Raw genomic sequence first — 22,126 nt, forward strand, 5'->3', positions numbered from 1 at the left:
TATGGAGACGATTTTGAGAGCAAAAGATTTATCAAAATATTATCAGATGGGAGAAGTGCGGGTAGATGCACTAAAAGAAGTAAGCTTTGAAATTTATAAAGGGGAGTTCATTGTAGTACTAGGACCTAGTGGTTCAGGAAAGAGTACAATGCTTAATCTAATCGGAGGAATGGATACAGCTAGCAGTGGAGAGATATATTATAAAGAAAAAGCACTTCATGGTGCTACTGAAAAGACTTTAACAGAATATCGCAGGAATGCAATAGGATTTGTATTTCAATTTTATAACCTTATTGCTAACTTAACAGCTTATGAAAATGTTAAGCTTTCAGTTGAAATTTCAGAAAATCCTTTAAAAGTTGAAGAGGTACTAGAGCAGGTTGGTCTATTAGAAAGGTCAGAGCATTTTCCAGCACAGATGTCAGGAGGGCAACAGCAAAGAGTGGCTATTGCTAGGGCTATTGCAAAAAATCCAGAAATTTTATTGTGTGATGAGCCAACAGGTGCTCTTGATTTTTCTACGGGTATACAAGTGCTGAAACTTTTGAGAGATTTTAATAAAACATATAAAAATACAGTTATTGTTATTACTCATAATGCTGGTATAGCAAAAATGGCAGATCGGGTATTTTATATTCGTGATGGAAGGTTAGACCATGTTGAAGTAGTGGATAAGCCTCTGGAGCCAGAGGAGGTATCTTGGTAAATGTTGTGGCTTAAAATGATAAGAGATATTAAGGGTAATATCATAGCCTATTTAGCATGTATGATTGTAATTACTATAGGATTGATTTCCTATGCAGCAATATCAATCTCTAAGGATAACTTATTTATTGCTCAAGAACAGTTTTATAAGTATTATAATTTTGCTGATGGTTTTGCCACAGTTCGCACTATGCCATATGCGCAGCTTAAGAAGCTACAGAACATAGAAGGAGTAGATCAGCTTCAAGGTAGACTTGTAAAAGATGTAAGAGTAATAATGCCTGAAAGGGATGAAAATATATATTTACGATTAATATCTATTAATAAATCAGAATCTAACCCTATCAATGGTGTGAAACTTATAAAAGGTTCCTTTCCACAAGAGAAAGATCGCGGCATACTGCTTGCTGATAAATTTTATACCGCTAACCATCTATCCTTAAGTGACACTATTGTTATGATTATAGATGGAAAAAAGGTAGAATTACCTTTAGCGGGAACTGGACAAAGTCCAGAATATGTATATGCAATAAAAGATGGACAAAGTATTGCTCCAGAGCCTGAGAATTTTGAAGTAGCCTATATGAACTATGAGGAAATGGAAGCCCTATTCAATGAAGAGGGTAGGGTAAATGACATTATATTTACTCTAAAACCTGGATCTACCTTTACTGATGTAGAAGAAAAAATAAAAACAGAATTAAAGAAGTATGGCATGGATAGCTTAATTCCTCGTAAAGATCAGTTAAGTAATGTAATGCTATCGGAAGAATTAAATCAGCTTGAAGGTATGTCTAAAACCGTACCAGTGCTATTTTTAACTATTGCAACTACCATTTTATATATTATGCTTAAGAGGCTTGTTGAATCTCAGCGTGGACAAATCGGAATGTTTAAAGCTATGGGATATAGAACTGGTGAAATTTTAGTGCATTATATGTCTTTTGGTTTATTTATAGGTTTCTTTGGAGGAGTTACTGGTGGGTTAATGGGAACAACTCTTTCTATGTCTTTAACCAAGGTATATCAGACATATTATAGTTTACCTAATCTTACAGCTAGATTTTCATGGAAGTACTTTTTATATGGGATGGTGTTATCAATTTTCTTTGGTTTAGTAGCTGCCTTTCAAGGAGCTAAAGGTGTACTAAAACTTCAGCCAGCAGATGCAATGCATCCACCTGCTCCAGTACTTCAGAAAAAGACTATATTTGATTATATTCCAGCTCTATGGTCTATTTTTACAGTGCAAGGACGAATGGCTATAAGAAATGTACTTCGTAATAGAGGAAGGAGTTTTTTTACTTTTATCGGCATTATGTTCACTTTCAGTATGATGGGAGCCCTGTTGTCTATGAATGGATTAATGGACATTATGGTGAAAGACCAATTTACAAAGGCCCAGAAGCAAGATGTGAAAATATCTTTTACTCGGCCATTAGATGGAAAAAGCGTTCTTAGGGAATTTAAGTATATAAAAGGTGTAAAACGTGTAGAACTTATGCTGGAAGTACCTGTAACCTTGAGACATAAAAATTATAAGAAGGATATAATTGCTCTTGGAATCACAGAAAAGGCAGAATTGTATAAGATTTTTGATAAGAACGGAAAAGAAGTGAAGATTCCTAAAGAGGGTGTACTTGTTTCTGAAAGGGTAGCAGAAAAACTTAGGATACAAACTGGAGACAAGCTTCAGGTAGAAAGTCCTTGGGCAAAGGATTCCCCTTTCTATATAGTTGTAGCAGGTATTATACCTCAGTATATGGGAGTCAATATTTATATGAATCAGGATACATTAAATAATTTGCTTAAACAAGGAGATATGTCTACATCTATACTTATAGCAGTAGAGAACTCACAGATATCTGCATTGAAAGAAGAATACAGATTATCAAAGAATGTGGGTATTATAGAGGAACGTCAGAAATCTATTGATAAATATGAGGAACTTATGGCTACATCTGGCTATAGTATGTGGATAATGTCCATACTAGCTGTGGTTACAGGATTTGCTATTGTATATAATTCAAGCATCATCACTCTAGCTGAGAGGAAAAAAGAATTAGCATCTTTACGGGTCATGGGAATGACTCACAAAGAAGTTTTAGAAGTTGTTTCTGTGGAACAGTGGTTTATTGGGATATTTGGAATATTAGCAGGGATTCCACTTACTTACTTAATGCTACAAGGTATTTCTAAAGGAATGAATAATGATATATTTACTATTCCTGCTATTGTTGATCCATCTGCATTGATTTTAGCCTTCATAGGTACAGTTTTAGCCATAGGATCAGCACAGGGATGGGTGAAAAGAAAAATTCACAAAATGGACCTGGTAGAAGTTTTAAAAGAGAGAGAATAAAAAGGTAGGGATAAAGGAGATAGATTATGAAAAAGAATATAAAATGGATTTTTGGTATCTTTATAATAGTCTGCATTGCTGGTTACGCTATATATAATTCTAAAAAACCTCTTATTGCTGAGTTGATTGAGATACAGCCAAAGACGGTGGCACAGGAATTTGAAGAGGAAGGCATAGTGCAAAGCGCAGATGAGAGACCTATCTACAGTATAGTTAGCGGAAAAGTTATAGCAATGGATTTAAAAGAAGGAGAAAAAGTCAAAAAAGGACAGATTCTTGCGAGGATTGATAATAAGGATTTAGAATATCAGATAAATCAATTGAAAGCACAACAAAAGAGTCTAAGAGGACAGGAGAAAAAAACTTATCAAGAGATGCATCAGCAGCTAGGACAATTAAAAGGACAATTAGAAAGCATCAAAGGTCAAGAGCTTCAATCTAATAAGCCCATTTATGAAGCTGAAATTAATCGGCAAAAGTTAGCAATTGAAGAAACGAAGCGACAATTAAAAGAAAGTGAAGAGAATTACGAAAGAACAAAAACTCTTTTTGAGAGCGGTATAGTAGCAAAAATAGAGCTTGATTCCGCTAAAAGCAAGGTTGAGCAATTAAAAAATAAATTATCTCAAGAGGAAGAAGCTCTTAAGCTTATTATGGAACGCTCTAATCCTGTTCTAGGTACAACAGAATATTTTCAGGGATTAAAAAACGCAGTGCAGGCGCAAATTGATGTATTAGAGTATGAGATACAACAAAGTGGTAAAGCAAGTACAGGAACAAAGCAATATTATCAAGGTCTAATTGAAGCAGCAGATGCACAAATTAAACAGCTTGAGAATCAGATGTCAAATAGTGTAATCATCTCACCAGTAAATGGGAAGGTAATTAGATTAAATGCTAAAGTAGGGGAGATAGCTTCTCCGCAGACGGCTTTAATGACACTTTTAGGTGAATCTCTTTATGAGGTAAATGTATATCTTTTAACTGAAGATATTCTTAATGTTCATGAAGGAATGAAGGTAAAACTGATTCAAGAAAGAAAAGATAAGGATTATGAATTTAGCGGAGTAGTAAAAGCCATTGCACCTTCAGCAGTAGAAAAAATGTCTGCTTTAGGCCTTGTTGAAAGAAGAGTTAAGGTGGTTATTACACCAGAGGGAGAAATACCTGAACTAAGACCAGGATATGCACTAGATGTTAAGTTTACAGTACTTCAACAGCAAAATAAGCTTGCTGTATCTAAAACTACCCTGTTTCCATATGAGGATGGGGATGCCCTATGGGTTGTAAGAAATGGGGTTGCTGTTATTCAAAAAGTGAAAAAAGGATTGAAAACTGATGAACTAGTAGTCATTGAAGAAGGTCTAAAAGCTGGGGATAAAGTTATAAAGAATCCGGAATTAGAAGGATTAGAAGAGGGTAAAAAAGTTATTTCGAATGATTAAAAAAACAGTTGAATAGCAATAAAGGAGCTGAGTAAACATAATAATACTCAGCTCCTTATTTTCTTTTACACATTTCTCTATAAGTGCATATGTACTCTATAAGATAAAATTTTAGAGGGGGAATCTTTATGGCACTATATAGACAATTACAATTATCATTCTGGAGAGATGCTTTTGTTATGGATCTTACACCAGAGGAGAAATTCTTCTATGTGTATCTTTTACAGTGTTCTAATACTAAGCAATGTGGAATCTTTGAACTTCCTAAAAGAGCTATTGAATATGAGACAGGTTATAATAGAGAAACTATAGACAAGCTACTAGAGAGATTTATAAACTATGGGAAAATAGAATACTGTGAAAAAACAAAGGAGATTATGATTCTAAACTGGATAAAGTACAACTTTATCAACAGTAGAAACACAATTCTGTGTATAAATAAGGAATTAAAGGAAATTAAGAACAAAGAATTTGTGGATAAGTTTTTTATAATGTGTGAAAAGTTAAGATATCCTACTGAAGAGATTTTTAAGGATATTGAAGGCTTTCAGGAAAAAACAAGGGGCCTACAAGGGGCTTACAAGCCCCTAGGGGAAGAAGAAATTAAAGAAGAAATTAAAATTGAAATTGAAGAAGCAGAAGAAGTAGTAGAAGAAAATTTAAATTTAGTAGTGAGCAATTCTGATGATGCTGCTACAGAAATCTCAGGAATGAGTGAAGTAGTACAGGTCTTTAATAATAATATCCACCCAATAACCCCTATAGAGCTTGAAAAACTAAGGGATTGGAGTGAAGATTTAAGCTGCGATGCAATTATTCTAGGTATTAAAGAAGCTGTAAATCACAATGGAAGAACCATGAGTTATATAAATTCCGTATTAAACAATTGGTATAGTCTTGGACTTACTACAGGTAAAGCAGTGCTTGCTTATCAAAGGGAGTGGAAGGACAAAAATAAAGATAAGGCAAGTGATACCCCCTTTGAAGGCTCTAATGCTGCAGCTTACGTGTATGTAGAGTAGGGGGCACAAGCATGAATATTAATAGATTTTACAATGAGGATGCAGAGGTAAATCTTCTAGGAGCCATATTTAGGGACAATAATGCCCTTTGTAGCGTTATGGATTTTTTATCCAGTGATGACTTTTTTGTAACTAAGCATAAGTTTATATATAATGCAGCATTAAAGCTATATGAAGAGGGGAAACCTATAGACGTTGTTTCACTTTGTGAAAAACTAGGGACTAGTCTTACAGAGGTAGGAGGACTTAGCTATTTAAGTGAACTATATGCATCTTCACTTCCTTCCTCAAGAGTTGAATATTATGGAGAAATAATTAAAGAAAAAGCCAATTTAAGAAGAATGATGACTCTTCTTGAAGCAGAGAAAAAAGAACTTCAGGATAAGGATAAAAGCTGGGATGAAATTGTGGATTCTTTAGAAAATGCTTTCCTAAAGCTGAAGAGAAAAGATAATTTTAAAGATGCCAGCACTGAAGAGAGCTTAATGCAGGTCATTGATATGCTGGAGAAACGGTATAAAAATAATGGATCATTACCAGGCATTAGCACAGGCTATAGAATAATTGATAAAATGCTTGGGGGACTTAACAGGGAAGAATTCATAATCCTAGCTGCAAGACCTTCTATGGGTAAAACAGCCATGGCTTTAAACTTAGCTTTAAATACAGCTCTAAAGGAAAATGCTAAAGTAGCTTTCTTCAATCTAGAAATGGGAAAGAATCAAATTCTTGAAAGGGCATTATCTACTCTAGGAGAAATAGATTGTGGAAATATAAAAACTGGGTCCCTTAGAGATGAAGAGTGGGAAAAAATTTTAAAGGTATCTAGTGATTTATCAAAATCAAGTCTATACATATACGATAAGGTATTCTCTATTAGAGGGATAAAAAGTGAATGTAAAAGGCTTAAGATACAAAAGGGATTAGATATTGTCATAATAGACTATCTTCAGCTTATAAATAGTGAAGAAAAGGTAGAAAACAGAAATCTTGATATATCTAAAATATCAAGAGAGTTAAAGCTATTGGCCAAAGAATTAGATATAACTATAATTGCCCTCTCTCAGCTTTCAAGAGCACCAGAGGCAAGGGCCAACCACAGACCAATGCTCTCTGACCTTAGGGAATCAGGAAGTCTTGAACAGGATGCAGATGTAGTTATGTTTTTATATAGAGATGCCTACTACAACAGGGATACTGAGGATAAAAATATAATTGAGAATATAATTGCTAAGAATAGAAATGGACAGGTTGGAATAGTGAAGCTAAAGTGGAAGCCAGAGTATCAGAAGGTGGAGTGATTACGTAAATTTATTTAAAATAATCTGCGAACACATGTTTGCAATCTGTTTTAAGTGGTTATAATATTAATATAATGAACTCTAGTAAGTTAATAAGCTTTTACGCAGATATGTACATAACTATTACAGATGGCAATGAAGTTTATGAATATGCTTTAGAATTTCAAACTATCTTTGATAAAGAAATTGCTGTTAGAATTTTTAGATATAGTTTTGAAAGAGCTGTTAAATTAGCAGACTATTCAAATTCAAAAGAAATAATTAAGCTAAAAATGCCAGAACCATATGTTATTCTTATTGAGGAAACTGCAGGAGTAAAAGACAATATTAAATTAGAACTGGAATTTGGCAAGAAGCAAAAGTTGATGTAGTTAAGAATATGCTTGTTGATGGAGAACCTGAAGAAAAAATAAAGAAATATACAGGGGTTACGGATGAAGACATTGAGAGAATAAAGAGGCTTATATCAACACAAGGAGAACACTAAATATATAGGAAATAAAAAGTTGCTTTAGAAACACTAAATTCTAAAGCAACTTTTTTATGTAAATATCCTTAAAAGCACAATTTTAAAGGAGTCATTGATATTCCTTTTTCCACAAGTTCCAAAAACTCATCTCTAGGAATACTAATTGCACCAAGACTTTCAAGATGCTCAGTATAAACTTGGCAGTCTACAATAAGATAGTCTCTTTCCTCTAGGAATTTGCAAAGAGTAATAAAAGCTGCTTTAGAACTATTGCTCATAGTTGAGAACATAGATTCCCCGAAAAAGCATTTTCCTATACTAAGTCCATATAATCCCCCTACTAGAGTGTCCCCGTGCCAGGCTTCCACAGAATGAGCAAAACCTAGTTCATGGAGTTTACAGTAAGACTCTATCATATCATTGGTAATCCATGTACCACTTTCTTTTCGTACACTGGCGCAATTACATATGACTTCTCTAAAACAAGTGTTAAAGGTAATTTTATATGTATTTTTTTAAGTAGCTTTTTCATAGAGTGAGATACTTTTATATCCTTTGGGTATATAATAAATCTAGGATCAGGAGACCACCAAAGAATAGGCTCATCCTCTGAAAACCAAGGAAATATACCATTGCAGTATGCAAGAAGTAACCTCTGTGGAGAGAGATCACCATGTACAGCTAAAAGGCCATCTTTTCTTGATAGAGAAGGATGAGGAAAAACTAAGTCTTCATCTAATGAGTAAATTGGCATAACATTCACCTCTTAGAAAATATATTACAATCACTTTAACGATTCTGCAAGAAATTAAATATAAGAAGTTGTATATAAATATTAAGTTTCTTCTATAAAATTTGTTAAGTTCTAATTATTGAAGATAACTAATATAAATTTTCCGTAGAGATTAAATCTCTCAATATGATATCTATAGGAGAAGTGCAGAATGAAGAGAAAGAGAATTATACCAATATTTTTATTAGCAATAATACTGATAGTAGGAATTATACCAATTAATAGAGACGGTGAGAAAAAGCAACTAGCCTCATCTAAATCTCAAGAAGTTAATTTATCAGATAAAGATATTTTATCTATAATAAATAATGCACAAGAATCCTTTTATAAGGTTACTAGAAGTGTTGAAGCTGTTGATAACTATGGTGTACTTAATGAAGAGTTTAACTCACCTGAAAAATTGCAGAAATATTTAAATTTATATTGGACTAAGAGCTCATCTAAGAAGCTAATGAATTTCATTGGAGCTAGATATATTAATAATAAATATTTTATAACTTTAGGAGATGCGCCCTATATTGAGATCGTGCAGGGGGAAATAATAAGGAAAAGACAAGAGAAAGATAGAATTTATTTGACTGTAAAGGCTTATTGTCTTGATGAAGCAGATAATTATGACTTTGAGCTAAGGTTTGAAGATAATAAATGGGTAGCTGATTATTTTGAAGGCTCCTTTGGTGTCATTGGGAAGAGAGAAGAGATACAAGGAGAAGATTAAAAAGTAATAAATAGATTTTAAGGAATGGAGTAATTATGACTTCAGAAGTGATTTGCCAGTGGGCGATTGAAAAAAATGAAGGAAGTGTAGCAATGAAAAAGATTTTAAGTATAATTATTTTAATTTTCATCATCTCATTTGCATTTATAGGATGCAAAGCTAATGAAAAAAGTATAGACAAATCCAAAACAAATGTATCAGATCCAGAATCATCCATATCTTCAAAGGTTGATAGTGAAGTGCAACCCAATAGTAAAAATAGTGCATTAAAATTACTCACAAGCAAAGGAGAAAAAATTAATGATTCAGCTATTGCTGTAATTTTAAATTCTCCTAATAAATCACAGATAGATCAAGTTAGCAATTTATCTAAACAGGTAATAGAAGAAAGTGAAGATAAAATTCTTATTTTACCAATAAAAAATGGCATTGATATAAGGATCGAGAAGGTAAAGTATGAAAATAGTAAATTGATAACTGAATCAATTGTTACAGAAAATAAAAACACTCCTGACGGTTATGGTTTGTATTTAACTGCTACTCGCTCAGAAGGAATTCCACTATATCAAATAGTAATTTCTGATAAAGATACATCTAGTACTTATATTCTTCAGTATAACGGAAAAGATGGAACACCGCCTATTGAATGGATATTGCCTGAAAAAAAGTGATACAACTGATTCGTCTACAAAAGCAATATTACGTCAATTAAAAGATTTAATTGTTATCAGTATAAATGTTAAGAGGTATCCTCTTAACATTTATCACTTAATAATTCTTTATCTAAAATAGTTATAGACTGGGCATCATATAGGATTAGACCCTGATTTTTCATCTTTTGAAGTTCCCTTGAAAGGGAAGTTCTTTGTACGCCCATGCGATCTGCAATTTCTTTCTTTGTTAAATAGAGCATGATTTTGCTTGAATTTTGAAGTTTATATGCATTTTTCAAGTAGTCAATTAAACTTTCACGTATAGAGCGATTTACATAATGTTTTAGCTTATTACCTAAAAGTAGTGAATGATCTGAAATGTATTCTAAAAACATTTTTAAGAAATCTTTATTGCTAGAACATAACTCAAAGAGTAACTCTTTTTTTATCTCAAGTATGGTAGTTTCAGATTTTGATGTAATAGTCATAGGATAATAAGGGCTTTTAGAAAAAATCAGATTACCACCTAATATATCATCCGGATAGAATTCAGTAATGGTGAGCAGATTCCCGGATTCCTCAATACGTTCCACTACTACTTTCCCTAATAATAAAATTTCTAAATTTCTACAAACATCCCCGTCGAAATGGATAATTTCATCTTTACAGTAAGTCTTAATTTTCAGTAATTCATCATGAAAACCTTCTTCTAATAATTCTATTGATACTGGCTTTAACAAGGAATAGTTATTTGATAATGATAATAAATCCATAATATTCTCCTCTAAGTGTTACCTTGGTAACTCTAGTTTTCTTAATCTTATTGTATAATGATTTTAATCAATAAGAAAGGGGAATTTTTAATGGATATTTTTACTCTCTCATTTTGGGGGATATCAATTATCTTAATGGTTGTATCTTTGATAAAAAGTAAGCAGAGGACATTTAAAGCCATGAAAAAATCAAAAGCTATGATGGGAAATATGCTTGGACAAATTGTTGCAATTATCTTTATCATTGGATTAGTCCTTACATTTGTGCCACCAGAATCAATAAAAAGTGTGCTTGGATCAGAAAACACTGTTATGGCCACAGTTATTTCTGCTATTGCTGGAAGCATAACTCTAATACCTGCATTTGTTGCATTTCCTTTAGTAGGTTCTTTTATAAATGTAGGAGCTAGTATAGTTCCAGGGGTAGCATTTTTAACAACTTTAACTATGGTAGGGGTGGTAACCTTTCCCCTTGAGAAAAAGGAATTTGGCCTTAAATTCGCGCTAACAAGAAATCTGCTAAGTTTTGTTGCTGCATTATTTATTGCAGCAGTAATGGGGGTGGTGCTATGACATTGACTCAAAGAATAAAGAAAAACAAGTTGTTATTCATAGTAGGCATAATTTATCTCGTATTATTTGTTCTAATGCCAGATAAAGCATCAAGTGCAATAAATAATAGCGTTTATTATCTAATTGAAATGTTTCAAATTCTACCAGTGATTTTTCTGTTGACAGTAGGTATTGAAGTTTTGATTCCAAAAGAGGTAATTATAAAGAGGTTTGGAGAAAAATCAGGATTTCTTGGAAATATACTTTCGCTTGTATTAGGGAGTGTTTCAGCTGGACCCATTTATGCCGCTTTCCCTATTAGCAAAATGCTGCTTTCAAAAGGAGCAAGTGTTGAAAATATTGTTATTCTACTAAGCTCATGGGCGGTTATAAAAGTACCAATGCTAGCCAATGAAGCAAAATTTTTAGGTGTCTCTTTCATGGGTGTTCGATGGATTTTAACGGTGATAGCAATTCTTTCAATGGCTTGGATTACAGGAAAATTTGTGAATAGAGATGAAGTTGCTACAGGTGTAGTTACTAAAAAATTAAAGAAAGAGGGAGCAAAGTTATGATCGAAAAGGTATATCAAATGACTTTTGGAAATGAAAAATTAGTTGAAAAAATTATACAAGATGAAAATGTACATTATATCCATATGATATTCAATATAAATGAAGGATTGCCAGAGCACTATTCAAACTCTAATGTTTATATGACTGTACTCAGAGGGTGTTTATCCATAGGATTAAATGATGAAGCTGTGAATGAGTATAGCGCTGGAAGTATTTTAAAAATTCCTTTTAATACAAAGATGAATGTGAAGAATTTACATGAAGATGTATTAGAGCTTATTGTTATTAAAGCACCTGCACCTACGAATTAGACGTATTATAGAAAAAATAAAAAATTATATTCAGAATTTAACAAAAGGTATAGTCTTAAAACAGGCTATACCTTTTTAGCATCTGATACTAGTAACTCAACAGCAGGAATATCTGCAGGAGCCCAGTTTAAAGAAAGTAGATTTTCTTTATTTAACCATATAAGCTTTGCATGTTCACTGGCAATAGGTTGTCCATTTATAATTTTACATTTTACAGTAATTAAGTTTACGATAATGTTGTCGTACTCATGGGTATTGTCATTAAATATATCAATGAATCCAATATCACAGTTAAGTTCTTCTTTAATTTCACGTATTATAGCATCGCTAAGAGATTCACCTTTTTCTACTTTTCCACCAGGAAACTCCCAAAGGTTTGGTAGTACCATTGTTGTAGAACGTAGAGCACAAAGGATTTCATCATGTTCATTTTCGATAATTGCACCAACGACTTTTACTAGTTTCTTCATCTTAAACACCTCATGAAATAGTGTAGCATAGATAGATATATTATCAAGAGGAAAGTGTATCCTGTAAAAATTATAAAGCGATTTTTTGTTGTTAAATATTAATTAGGTGAAATTTACATAGAATTTATTATACTATAATATTTATAGCATATCATAGATAATAAGGACAAAAAACATAGCATTTATAAAGATCAAAAAGGGGATGTGAAGGTTATGATAATCTTAAATTGTGATGAATATCTGATTAAGACAAATAAAAGAGGATATGTTGTTATTAATACTAATGGAGATTATAAGAATCACAGCCATTTTAAGAAAATAGGAGCTGCAAAAAAAAGCATTGCTATTACAAAAAATAAAATAATTCCAAAGTCAGAATATATGATGGAGGCATGCATGAGATTATCCACAGATGAAGCTTATATAGCAAAGATAAAGGAATTATATGAAGTTAAAAATAATAAGAAAAAAAGTAAATATAAGAATAATTGTAGAAAGGTTTTAGGGATAGCGTAGACTAAAAATAGTACAGCAAATTATCAATAATTGCTGTACTATTTTTTAATTATAGATACCTTTTGTTATAGTAAAGCTTAAAGTTGTTATTATAAGGCTTATTGGATATAATTTATACAAAGAAGTAAAGCATACACAGATTATTTTATAAACACTGGAGGAAATAATATGAGTTGTTTATTTTGTAATTATGATAAAGAAAAATACATCGCAGAAAATGATTTTGCCTTTGCAATATATGATAATTTCCCGGTAAATAAAGGGCATACACTTATTATTCCTAAAAGACATTTTGAAAGCTTTTTTGAAGCTACAGAAGAAGAGATTAAAGAGATGTATAAGCTTATGCATGAAGTGAAAAAGATTCTAGAGGAAAAATATAAACCAGATGGTTATAACCTTGGAGTAAATATTGGGAAGTACGGTGGGCAGACTATAATGCATCTTCATATGCATCTTATTCCAAGATATAGACAGGATGTAGAGAACCCTAGAGGGGGAATTAGAAAGTTTAAAAAGGAATTGGTGGAGTATGATGGGTAAAATAATTGAAGAATTAAAAGTAGAAAAAATAAATGAAGTTATGGAAATCTGGAAGGATGCAACAATAGATGCTCATAAATTTATAGCAAAGGAATACTGGCTAAAAAATTATGATGTAGTAAAAGATGTGTATATTCCAATGGCAAAGACTTTTGTATACATTGAAGAGAATAAAATACTAGGCTTTATAAGCATTATTGAGGATGAGTTCATTGGAGCATTATTTATAGATGTTAATAGTCAAAGCACGGGAATAGGAACTACGTTAATAGACTTTGTAAAAGAGAAGTATAATAAATTAAGTCTAGCAGTGTATGTGGAGAATAACAGAGCAGTAGAATTTTATAAGAGAAGTGGATTTAGAGTAGAAAGTGAAGGATCAAGTGAAGATAGCGGGTACAAAGAGTTTATTATGAGTTGGGAGAGGTAATTGGATACATTGGCCCAAATGGAGCAGGAAAAAGCACTACTATAAAGATTATTCTTGGTTTATTAGAAGGATACCAAGGCCAGATTAAGATTTTTGGAGAGGAAATATCAAAAGACAATATAGAGTATAAGAAAAGAATTGGATATGTACCTGAAACTGCAGAGATATATGATACATTAACTGCAAGAGAGTATTTAACTTTTATTGGAGAACTTTATGGAAAAGATTCAAAAGTAATAGAACAAAAAGCAAGAAAGATGATGAGTATTTTTGGAATTGAAGAAGCCTTTGATTCTAAAATAGAAAATAAGTACTAGAATTATTTTATTGCGTGATGGACAAATACTCGCTGATGGAAGTTTTGAAGAATTAAGAGAACAATCTGAAGATAAATCCCTAGAGCAAATTTTTAATCAGCTAACTGGTTTTGATGATCATCAGTCAATAGCAGAAGAATTTGTGTCTAATTGCTCTTTTTATTTCAATAGGTGAAAACTATATTTTTCAGATGGGCCTTGCCTTTGCAATTATTATGTTTTTTCTTTTATTTTTAGTAGAAGTAATTTTAATAGACCTTTTTATAGTGGCTTTGACAGCTCTATTATACTTAATTATTTTACGTTTTTTTGATGGAGAAAAGCTAAAAGACATAATTAATTATGTACAAATTGGATTATCTATTACTATAACAATAGGATATCAATTATTTGGTAGGTTATTTAATATTATAGATTTAAATGTAACATTTGAGCCAAAGTGGTGGCAGTATTTTATTATTCCAGTTTGGTTTGCTAGCCCTTTTGAAGTATTATTACATCATAACATTAATAGCTACTATGTTATATTTAGTATACTTGCCTTAGTAGTACCTATAGTCTCCATTTCTTTATATATTTATCTAATTCCAACCTTTGAGAGAAATTTACAAAAGCTAAATAACAATAGTGTTAGAAATAAAGGAAATAAAGATAAGTTTTTAGACTTTATATGTAACATTATGTGCTCTAGTAAAGAGGAAAAGGTGTTTTTCAAATTTGCTTCTAAGATGATGAAAAATGAAAGAGAATTTAAGCTTAAGGTATATCCTTCTCTAGGATTTGCATTTATTTTTGTGATTTTTTCTTGCCTACTGCAATTTTAATGCTATCATATTCAGCTAATTATAAAGGAGCATGGATTTATAAAGTTATGCCTATTAAAGACGTGGCACCTGTATTTAAAGGGGCACTTAAAGCTTTTTTAGTTAATTTGTTAATGCCTATATATATTTTTGATTGTATTGTGTTTATTTATATATTTGGATTTCGTAGTGTACCTGACCTAATAGCAGTAATTCTTAACATTTATATATATACTGTAATAGTTTTTAAAGTTTTAAATATAGATCTTCCATTTACTAAATCCTTTAAAGCTGCCCAGGAAAGTAGTGGATGGGCTGCCTTTGCTAGTATGCTAATACTGGCTGCTCTAGGGGGAATTCATTTTCTAAGCACACGTATAAACTATGGTACATACGTGTATATAGTTGTAGCAATAATAGCAAATATAATATTGTGGAAAAGAAGTTTTAATGTATCTTGGGATAGGATATAACAGAAGTAAGAGTTATAGCTACAGGTAGCTCAGAAGGGTTGTTTTCTAAGTTTGACTGGGGTGCAGCAAATAACTTTACTAAAAGTGTTGAGGAGATTTTGAAGGTGTATAAGATTTAATGAAATTTGATTCTTATTAAAGTTATGAGAGTTAAATATATAGAAATAAATATAGTAACACATAAACACAAGAACAATGTGGATATGTGTTATTTTATTACCCAAAAATGTGGAAGAAAAAAGAATATGTGGTAAAATAGATGTAATTAAGTAAATATGTAGAAATGGATAATATAATAAAAGAAGCAATAGATGTTAATAACATTATTGATAATTTGATTTTTAGGAAGGTAATCTTAAAAAGTTAATGGGGGCGGTAGTAGTGTCAAAGCTCGGGTCATTAAAAAAGATAGATGATTTAAGAAGTATTTGGAAGCATGAAGAAAGAGATTTTTCAGCATGGTTAGCACAAGAAGATAATTTAGAACTTTTAAGCAATGAGATAGGATTAGATATAGTACTGGAGGAAAGAGAATCCTCTGTTGGTGGCTTTAGTGTAGATATTTTTGGTTATGAAGGTGGAACAGAGCGAAAAATTATAATTGAAAATCAACTTGAAGACACTAATCATGATCATCTTGGAAAGATTATTACATATGCAGCAGGTAAAGATGCTGAGGTGATTATTTGGATTGTTAAGAAAGCTAGAGATGAGCATCGTCAAGCTATTGACTGGCTTAATGGACATACAGATGATAAAATTACCTTCTTTCTTATTGAGTTAGAGCTTTGGCAGATAGGTGATTCACTTCCAGCACCAAAATTTCAAATTGTAGCTAAACCCAACGATTGGGCAAAAGCTATAAAAGTTGCAGGGCAGCTAACAGATACAAAGCAACTTCAATTAAAATTTTGGCAAGGTTTTGTTGAATATGCTTCAAAAACTAATTTTTCAAGAGATTTTACACTTAGGAAACCACGTCCACAGCATTGGTTTAATATAGGCATAGGAATGTCAGAAGCACAAATAACGCTTACAGCTAATACTCAAAAGAAAGTATTAGGTGCAGAAGTATATATTAGAGATGATAAGGAATTATTTAATTCTTACTTTGAAAAAAGAGAAGAAATAGAAGCTGAATTGGAATTTAAAATGGAATGGAAGCCTATACCAGATGGTAAGGCATGTAGGATTATTTCAAAGTATCATGGAGATATAAGGGACGAAGAAAAGTGGGAAGAATGTTTTCAATGGTTTTTAGAGAAGGCCAATAGAATCAAGAAAGTTTTTAATAGGTATAGGTAATCATTATCATAGTGTAAAGCAATATGTATTGTTTAATAGCATGATGGGTAAATTTATCCATCATACTATTCATAAACTTTTTCTAGAACAATGTTTTTATAAAAACCACCACGAGCCTCTAACTTTTCAGTACGTTTATTTAATAGGTCTTCTTCGCTACAACCTAAGTTTTTAGCTAGAGCAAAAATCACTTCCATAACATCAGCTAGCTCTTCTAAGTTTTCATCTGAGTGAAATTCAGCTACTTCTTCATCCAGCTTTGTATGGAGTAATTTTAAGGCTTCAGATTTGGTTGCAACATGTGAATCAAATTTTTTATTAGAGTTTTTTATAATTTCAGGAATCTTATCACGAACAAGTTTATTATATACTTTCATAGAAATCGTCCTTTCTGATTAGTTATACATTGATTTTATATTTTTCAACATACTATGTCAAAGGCAAGAAATAAATTTTTTACTAAAGAAGGTGATGTTGTGAACAAAAGATATGTTAATAAAACATATAGTGAAGTTGAAGATATACATTTAAATATTGATAGTAAGGACATTGAGGTTTCTTCTGATAATTGTATTACAGGAGATAAGAATCATTTATATACATATATAAAGAAAGCTATTAAAGAAGCAAGAAGTATTGATATTATAGTAGCATTTCTTATGGAGTCAGGGGTAAGGCTTTTAGAAGAAGATTTAAAGGAAGCTGTTAAAAGAAATATTCCCATAAGAATTTTAACAGGGAATTATCTTAATATAACTCATCCTTCTGCTCTTTATCTTTTAAAGGAGGTTTTAGGAGATAAAGTAGATCTTAGATTTTATAGTGATAAAAGTAGAAGCTTTCATCCAAAGGCTTATATATTTGAATATGAAGCTGAAGGAGATATATTTGTAGGTTCTTCTAATATATCAAGATCAGCTTTAACTTACGGCATAGAGTGGAACTATAGAATAGGTAAAGAAGGACACGAAGAGGATTTTAAATATTATAAGGCAGTTTTTGAGGATCTATTTTTAAATAAATCTATAATAATTGATGATGAAGAACTTAAAAAGTATTCGAAGGAATGGGTAAAACCAAAGATTTATAAGGATTTAGATAAGAAAGAGGAAGAGAGCAAGATAATAGCATATCCACAGCCAAAGGGTGCTCAAATAGAGGCATTATATCAGCTTAGAAAAACTAGAGAAGAAGGTATGAGGAAAGCTATAGTTGTAGCTGCTACTGGAATTGGTAAAACATATCTTGCAGCTTTTGATTCTATGGAGTTTAAAAAGGTATTATTTGTAGCCCATAGATCTGAAATATTAAAGCAAGCTGAGAGAAGCTTTAAAAGTATTAGAGAAAAAGTAACAACGGGATTTTTTATGAACAGTATAAGGGATACAGAATGTGATATCTTGTTTGCTACAGTTCAAACCTTAGGTAAGAAAGAGTATTTAAATGAAGAATATTTTGAGAAGGATGCTTTTGACTACATAATTATTGATGAGTTTCATCATGCCATAGCAGGAAGTTATAAAAATATTATAGATTACTTTAATCCAAAGTTTTTACTGGGACTTACAGCCACACCAGATAGACTAGATAACAAAGATGTTTTTGCTTTATGTGAATACAATCTAGTGTATGAAGTAGGTCTTAAGGCTGCCATAAATAAAGGATGGCTTGTGCCTTTTAGATATTATGGAATATATGATGAGAGCATAAATTATGAAGAAATAGAGTACAAAAACGGAAAATACAATGAAAAGAAATTGGAAGAAGCCTTAAGTATAAATAAAAGAGCAGAGACTATATTAAGTAACTATAAAAAGTATAACAGTAAAAGAGCTTTAGGTTTCTGTACATCAAAGAAACATGCACAGTTTATGGCAGAGTATTTTAATAGTAATGATATACCTTCCTGTGCTGTTTATAGTGGAGATGATGAAGGCAATACAGAAAGAAAGGAAGCTATAAGTAAGCTTATAAAGGGAGAAATCAAAGTGATATTTTCAGTAGACATGTTTAATGAGGGGTTAGATATACCTTCCATTGATATGGTAATGTTTTTAAGACCTACAGAATCCTCTACAGTATTTCTACAGCAGCTAGGAAGAGGGCTTAGAAAGTATCAGGATAAAAAGTATCTTAATGTACTAGATTTTATAGGAAATTATAAAAAAGCTAACTTAGTTCCTTTCTTTATAACTGGAGATAGAGAACAGATAAAGAATAGATTAAAAGGAAGTCTTCCACATGAAGAAGATTATCCAGAAGATTGTTTAGTAGATTTTCAATGGCAGTTAATAGACATCTTTAAAAAGATGGAAGAAGCTAATAAGAAAATACAAGATCTAATAAGAGAAGACTACTTTAGAGTAAAGGAAGACTTAGGAAAAAGACCTTCAAGACTTGAGATGTTTACCTATATGGATGATGATATATACGAAAACATGAAGAAGAAATCTAAATTGAACATATTCAATAATTATTTAAGATTTTTAGATAGCATAGAAGAACTAAGTGAAGAAGAAAAAGCTATATTAAACACTAAAGGTGAAGAATTCATAAATATGCTTGAAACTACTAGTATGAATAAAACCTATAAGATTCCTGTATTCTTAGCTTTCTATAATGAAGGTAATTTAAAAATGAAGATAAATGATGGGGATATCTATAGAAGCTTTAAAGAATTTTATTCTAAAGGTTCTAATGGGATTGACCTTGCGAGACATAAAGGAACCAGTGACTACGAAAACTGGAGTAAGAGAGAATATGTAAAACTAGCTAAGGATAACCCTATAAAATTCTTATCAAAATCTTCAAGTGAGTTTTTCTATAAGGATGGAGATGAGTTTTATTTGAATGATGAGATAGAAGCGTTTAAGGAAAATGAAGTATTCTTAGAACATTTTAGAGATGCTGTGGAATTTAGAGAGAGGGAGTTTTATAGGAGGAGGTTGGAATGAGAATTGATAATTACAGAATATAGGAAGATGAGATTTAGGATATTTTACGGTTAACCGTACCATAAGTAACGGCGGTTTTTAATTGTAAGCGTTGTAAACACTAAGATGTGTGATGGTTTATATAAGTTGGTATTAATTATTATCTTATAAGGAATCAAGAAAAATGAGATTATATGCGAGGGAGAGGTTGTTTGGGTTATGGTATGGTTTCAAGGCCGTATCATAACCCAAATGTAAATAATTACAAAGCAATAGAATTAGCCTCAATTGAACAGATTAAAACTCTACTTTATCTGGTAATTGTAAAGAAAACACTAGATGAAAATAATAGAATCAAGACAATAGATATGAATTTCATTGAGTAAAATCAACATTTTTTAGGAACCACTCCCTTCTTCTGTCTTTGGGAAGAAGTCTAATCATGTGATTGGATTTAGGATGAAAATACAAATGATTGGTAAATTTATGTAGGATTAAATACATTTATGGCGAATATGGAATATTGATGGGTAATAGATTAGAAAGGGGTATTGTTATGAGATTAGTAAAGCTATTATTAAAAGACTTTCGGGGGTATGACAACTTAGAATTGAATTTTCATCCTAAAATGAATGTGATTATTGGTAAAAATGATGTAGGAAAAAGTACAATTCTCGATGCATTAAATATATTTTTCAATGATGACATAAAGGCAGAAATCATCGATTGTAATATTAAATCAGAGGATAGGATTATTGAAATAGGAGCCTCATTTGAAATATCTGATGATGAACTTGTAATAATAGATTCTTCAAATCCTACATCATTAAGAGAAGAATATTTACTAAATAGTAATAACCAACTAGAAATCCGAAAGAGAATAAATGCAGGGGGAAAGTCCATAACAACAAAGGGTACAAGTGTACATATCTATGCTAATCATCCAAAGTTGACCGAAAAACCTCTTATTACATACAAACAAGCAGATTTAAAGAAGTTATTAGCTGAATATAAGGATGAAATTGAGGGTTATGAAGAAATTAATAAAAACAAAAAAGCAGATATGAGACAGGCATTATTTTCACACCTTATAGATGAAGAAATGATTTTTGAAGATACTCTAATTAATATTACTGAAATTCAAGATGACAGTTTAAAAACATGGGAGAGGCTGAAGGCAAGCTTACCTCTTTTCACCCTATTTCAATCAGATAGAGCAAATACTGATGGGGACAAAGAAGTTCAAGACCCAATGAAGGCAATAACAAAAGAAGTACTTTCAGATCTTCAAAATGAATTAGATGCTATTAGAGATGAAGTAGTTAAAAAGGTTGAAGAGGTAGGAAAAAGTACAATAGAGAAACTTAAGGAATTTAATAGCGAAATTGCAAATCAACTTCAAACTATTCCCGATTTAAAAAGCTGGGATTCCATCTTTAAGTTTAGTTTAGGTACAGACGATAATATTCCGCTAAATAAACGGGGGAGTGGAGTAAGAAGGTTGATACTACTAAGTTATTTTAGAGCTCAAGCAGAGAAAAGTGCAAAAGAAATCGGTAAAAAACAAATTATATATGCTATTGAAGAGCCAGAGACTTCACAGCATCCAGATTATCAGAATATGATTATTGATTCATTAACTAAAATATCGGAGCAAGACAATCATCAAGTATTTATAACTACTCATACACCAGAAATTGCCCAGATGGTTGACAAGGACTGCTTAATTTTAATTAAGAAAGATGAGCTTGGAAAACCAAAGGTCATAATAGAGCAGGAACTAAAATTAAGAGAGATTAGTACAACACTAGGGATTTTGCCTACCATATACTCTAAATTAGTAATTTGTGTAGAGGGGTCAAATGATATTTCTTTTTTACAAAATATAAATAAAGCTATACCAGAATTTACAGAAATTATTGATTTTGAAAGTACTGGTATAAGTATTTATGATTTAGGCGGTAGCAGACTAATTAACTGGATAAATAAAGACCACTTTAAGAATTCCAATACTAAAGAATTTCATTTATATGATGGTGACATACCTAAGTATAAAAATATGATAGACAAAATAAACGATGATAATGATGGTAGACGTTTCGGAAGAGTGACTAAATGGAGAGAGATGGAAAATTACATACCTATTGATTTAATTGAGGAACAGTTTAAATGTGATTTAAAAAGTTATAAAGATAATTGGCATGAATTTGATTTGCCTGTTTATTTAAAAAATATTTGTATGACTCATATTTCAGACATGCAAGAAAGAGAGAATGCTATTAAAGGGATTATCAATGGTAGTTTAACAAAGAAACTAACAGCTCAAAAACTTCAAGAACATGGTGTATATGATGAAATTAAGGAATGGTTTGAACAGATTAGTGCAACTTATAATGACTAAAGAAGGATATATAATATTACAATTTATTTATAGCCGTAAATAGTGTAGAAAATATTAAAGGATATACATGAGTAATATTTTGAAAATGAGTCATTAGTCCGCTCTAATAGAGCCACTATCACACTAAAAATGAGCCACCTTTACTCGGGGTGAACCACTTGTCATCTTAATTGATAGATTATTAAATACTTGACTGCAGGCACACGGTGCCAGCCTAACATATCAAATCCCTACAGTAAAGCAATGAAAAACCGTA

Annotated in this window: 24 protein-coding genes and 2 pseudogenes; 22 read left to right on the top strand and 4 right to left on the bottom strand. The window is 31.5% G+C overall.

The features are described from left to right. Position 1: 1 nt before the first annotated feature. The 6 genes from ACX0KU_RS09400 to ACX0KU_RS09425 all read left to right on the top strand — a co-directional run bounded on the left by ACX0KU_RS09400 (position 2) and on the right by ACX0KU_RS09425 (position 7,206). Complete coding sequence (locus ACX0KU_RS09400; RefSeq protein WP_472989602.1) at positions 2-706, top strand: ABC transporter ATP-binding protein; 705 nt, start codon at positions 2-4, stop codon at positions 704-706. Then, the gene (locus ACX0KU_RS09405; protein WP_472989603.1) at positions 707-3,067 is read left to right on the top strand and encodes an ABC transporter permease; all 2,361 of its coding nucleotides are present in this window, start codon (positions 707-709) and stop codon (positions 3,065-3,067) included. Between the two features lie 26 nt (positions 3,068-3,093). Continuing rightward, a complete protein-coding gene (locus tag ACX0KU_RS09410; RefSeq protein WP_472989604.1) occupies positions 3,094-4,512 on the top strand; it encodes an efflux RND transporter periplasmic adaptor subunit in 1,419 nt (472 codons plus the stop codon). 128 nt (positions 4,513-4,640) lie between these two features. Next, on the top strand, positions 4,641-5,534 hold the full coding sequence (locus ACX0KU_RS09415; protein WP_472989605.1) for a DnaD domain-containing protein: 894 nt from the start codon (positions 4,641-4,643) through the stop codon (positions 5,532-5,534). Positions 5,535-5,545: 11 nt separating this feature from the next. Then, entirely contained in the window at positions 5,546-6,835 is a 1,290-nt protein-coding gene (dnaB, locus tag ACX0KU_RS09420; protein WP_472989607.1) for a replicative DNA helicase, read from the top strand. A 74-nt stretch (positions 6,836-6,909) separates the two neighbouring features. Next, a complete protein-coding gene (locus tag ACX0KU_RS09425; protein ID WP_472989608.1) occupies positions 6,910-7,206 on the top strand; it encodes a hypothetical protein in 297 nt (98 codons plus the stop codon). 184 nt (positions 7,207-7,390) lie between these two features. Here ACX0KU_RS09425 and aat read toward each other — a convergent pair. Continuing rightward, positions 7,391-8,058, bottom strand: a pseudogene (aat, locus tag ACX0KU_RS09430) (leucyl/phenylalanyl-tRNA--protein transferase). A 190-nt stretch (positions 8,059-8,248) separates the two neighbouring features. Between aat and ACX0KU_RS09435 the strand changes: the two are divergent. Together ACX0KU_RS09435 and ACX0KU_RS09440 are read left to right on the top strand one after the other, a co-directional pair. Then, entirely contained in the window at positions 8,249-8,815 is a 567-nt protein-coding gene (locus tag ACX0KU_RS09435; protein WP_472989609.1) for a DL-endopeptidase inhibitor IseA family protein, read from the top strand. Between the two features lie 35 nt (positions 8,816-8,850). After that, entirely contained in the window at positions 8,851-9,486 is a 636-nt protein-coding gene (locus tag ACX0KU_RS09440) for a hypothetical protein (protein WP_472989610.1), read from the top strand. Positions 9,487-9,569: 83 nt separating this feature from the next. Here the strand turns inward: ACX0KU_RS09440 and ACX0KU_RS09445 are convergent, their stop codons facing one another. After that, a complete protein-coding gene (locus ACX0KU_RS09445) occupies positions 9,570-10,241 on the bottom strand; it encodes a Crp/Fnr family transcriptional regulator (RefSeq protein ID WP_472989611.1) in 672 nt (223 codons plus the stop codon). A gap of 90 nt (positions 10,242-10,331) precedes the next feature. Between ACX0KU_RS09445 and ACX0KU_RS09450 the strand changes: the two genes are divergently transcribed. Genes ACX0KU_RS09450 through ACX0KU_RS09460 form a run of 3 tightly spaced genes read left to right on the top strand, consistent with a single transcriptional unit; the run spans position 10,332 to position 11,679 of the window. Beyond that, positions 10,332-10,814: a permease gene (locus ACX0KU_RS09450; protein ID WP_472989612.1), complete on the top strand. Its 483-nt coding sequence runs from the start codon at positions 10,332-10,334 to the stop codon at positions 10,812-10,814. Continuing rightward, the gene (locus tag ACX0KU_RS09455) at positions 10,811-11,368 is read left to right on the top strand and encodes a permease (protein ID WP_472989613.1); all 558 of its coding nucleotides are present in this window, start codon (positions 10,811-10,813) and stop codon (positions 11,366-11,368) included. The genes ACX0KU_RS09450 and ACX0KU_RS09455 overlap by 4 nt, the downstream gene beginning before the upstream one ends. Further along, positions 11,365-11,679, top strand: a complete 315-nt coding sequence (locus ACX0KU_RS09460; RefSeq protein WP_472989614.1) for a cupin domain-containing protein — start codon at positions 11,365-11,367, stop codon at positions 11,677-11,679. The genes ACX0KU_RS09455 and ACX0KU_RS09460 overlap by 4 nt, the downstream gene beginning before the upstream one ends. A 65-nt stretch (positions 11,680-11,744) precedes the next feature. Here the strand turns inward: ACX0KU_RS09460 and ACX0KU_RS09465 are convergent, their stop codons facing one another. After that, complete coding sequence (locus ACX0KU_RS09465) at positions 11,745-12,149, bottom strand: (deoxy)nucleoside triphosphate pyrophosphohydrolase (RefSeq protein ID WP_472989615.1); 405 nt, start codon at positions 12,147-12,149, stop codon at positions 11,745-11,747. A 213-nt stretch (positions 12,150-12,362) separates the two neighbouring features. On the opposite strand from ACX0KU_RS09465, the gene ACX0KU_RS09470 reads away from it, so the two are divergent. The 8 genes and pseudogenes from ACX0KU_RS09470 to ACX0KU_RS09505 all read left to right on the top strand — a co-directional run bounded on the left by ACX0KU_RS09470 (position 12,363) and on the right by ACX0KU_RS09505 (position 16,536). Beyond that, positions 12,363-12,665, top strand: a complete 303-nt coding sequence (locus ACX0KU_RS09470; RefSeq protein ID WP_472989616.1) for a hypothetical protein — start codon at positions 12,363-12,365, stop codon at positions 12,663-12,665. A gap of 168 nt (positions 12,666-12,833) precedes the next feature. Beyond that, entirely contained in the window at positions 12,834-13,208 is a 375-nt protein-coding gene (locus ACX0KU_RS09475) for an HIT family protein (protein WP_472989617.1), read from the top strand. After that, complete coding sequence (locus ACX0KU_RS09480) at positions 13,201-13,638, top strand: N-acetyltransferase (RefSeq protein ID WP_472992430.1); 438 nt, start codon at positions 13,201-13,203, stop codon at positions 13,636-13,638. Before ACX0KU_RS09475 ends, ACX0KU_RS09480 begins: the two co-directional genes overlap by 8 nt. Next, positions 13,629-14,130 (top strand): annotated as a pseudogene (locus ACX0KU_RS09485) (ATP-binding cassette domain-containing protein); the annotation flags it as partial. The gene ACX0KU_RS09480 and the pseudogene ACX0KU_RS09485, both read left to right, overlap by 10 nt. A gap of 40 nt (positions 14,131-14,170) precedes the next feature. After that, positions 14,171-14,779: a hypothetical protein gene (locus ACX0KU_RS09490; protein ID WP_472989618.1), complete on the top strand. Its 609-nt coding sequence runs from the start codon at positions 14,171-14,173 to the stop codon at positions 14,777-14,779. Then, positions 14,761-15,231, top strand: coding sequence for a hypothetical protein (locus tag ACX0KU_RS09495; RefSeq protein WP_472989619.1), 471 nt, complete (start codon positions 14,761-14,763; stop codon positions 15,229-15,231). The genes ACX0KU_RS09490 and ACX0KU_RS09495 overlap by 19 nt, the downstream gene beginning before the upstream one ends. Beyond that, the gene (locus ACX0KU_RS09500; RefSeq protein ID WP_472992432.1) at positions 15,228-15,350 is read left to right on the top strand and encodes a DUF6054 family protein; all 123 of its coding nucleotides are present in this window, start codon (positions 15,228-15,230) and stop codon (positions 15,348-15,350) included. The genes ACX0KU_RS09495 and ACX0KU_RS09500 overlap by 4 nt, the downstream gene beginning before the upstream one ends. A gap of 262 nt (positions 15,351-15,612) precedes the next feature. Beyond that, positions 15,613-16,536, top strand: a complete 924-nt coding sequence (locus ACX0KU_RS09505) for a DUF4268 domain-containing protein (protein ID WP_472989621.1) — start codon at positions 15,613-15,615, stop codon at positions 16,534-16,536. A gap of 65 nt (positions 16,537-16,601) precedes the next feature. Here the strand turns inward: ACX0KU_RS09505 and ACX0KU_RS09510 are convergent, their stop codons facing one another. Beyond that, complete coding sequence (locus ACX0KU_RS09510; protein WP_472989622.1) at positions 16,602-16,913, bottom strand: phosphoribosyl-ATP pyrophosphohydrolase; 312 nt, start codon at positions 16,911-16,913, stop codon at positions 16,602-16,604. A 54-nt stretch (positions 16,914-16,967) separates the two neighbouring features. On the opposite strand from ACX0KU_RS09510, the gene ACX0KU_RS09515 reads away from it, so the two are divergent. From ACX0KU_RS09515 to ACX0KU_RS09525, 3 genes are all read left to right on the top strand, one after another. Continuing rightward, positions 16,968-19,490, top strand: coding sequence for a DEAD/DEAH box helicase family protein (locus ACX0KU_RS09515; protein ID WP_472989624.1), 2,523 nt, complete (start codon positions 16,968-16,970; stop codon positions 19,488-19,490). A gap of 203 nt (positions 19,491-19,693) precedes the next feature. Next, the gene (locus tag ACX0KU_RS09520) at positions 19,694-19,855 is read left to right on the top strand and encodes a hypothetical protein (protein WP_472989625.1); all 162 of its coding nucleotides are present in this window, start codon (positions 19,694-19,696) and stop codon (positions 19,853-19,855) included. Between the two features lie 170 nt (positions 19,856-20,025). Further along, positions 20,026-21,870 (top strand): ATP-binding protein, encoded by a 1,845-nt coding sequence (locus ACX0KU_RS09525; protein ID WP_472989626.1) that lies wholly within the window; start codon positions 20,026-20,028, stop codon positions 21,868-21,870. Positions 21,871-22,126: the final 256 nt, after the last annotated feature.

It is taken from the genome of Clostridium sp. X (assembly GCF_055755365.1).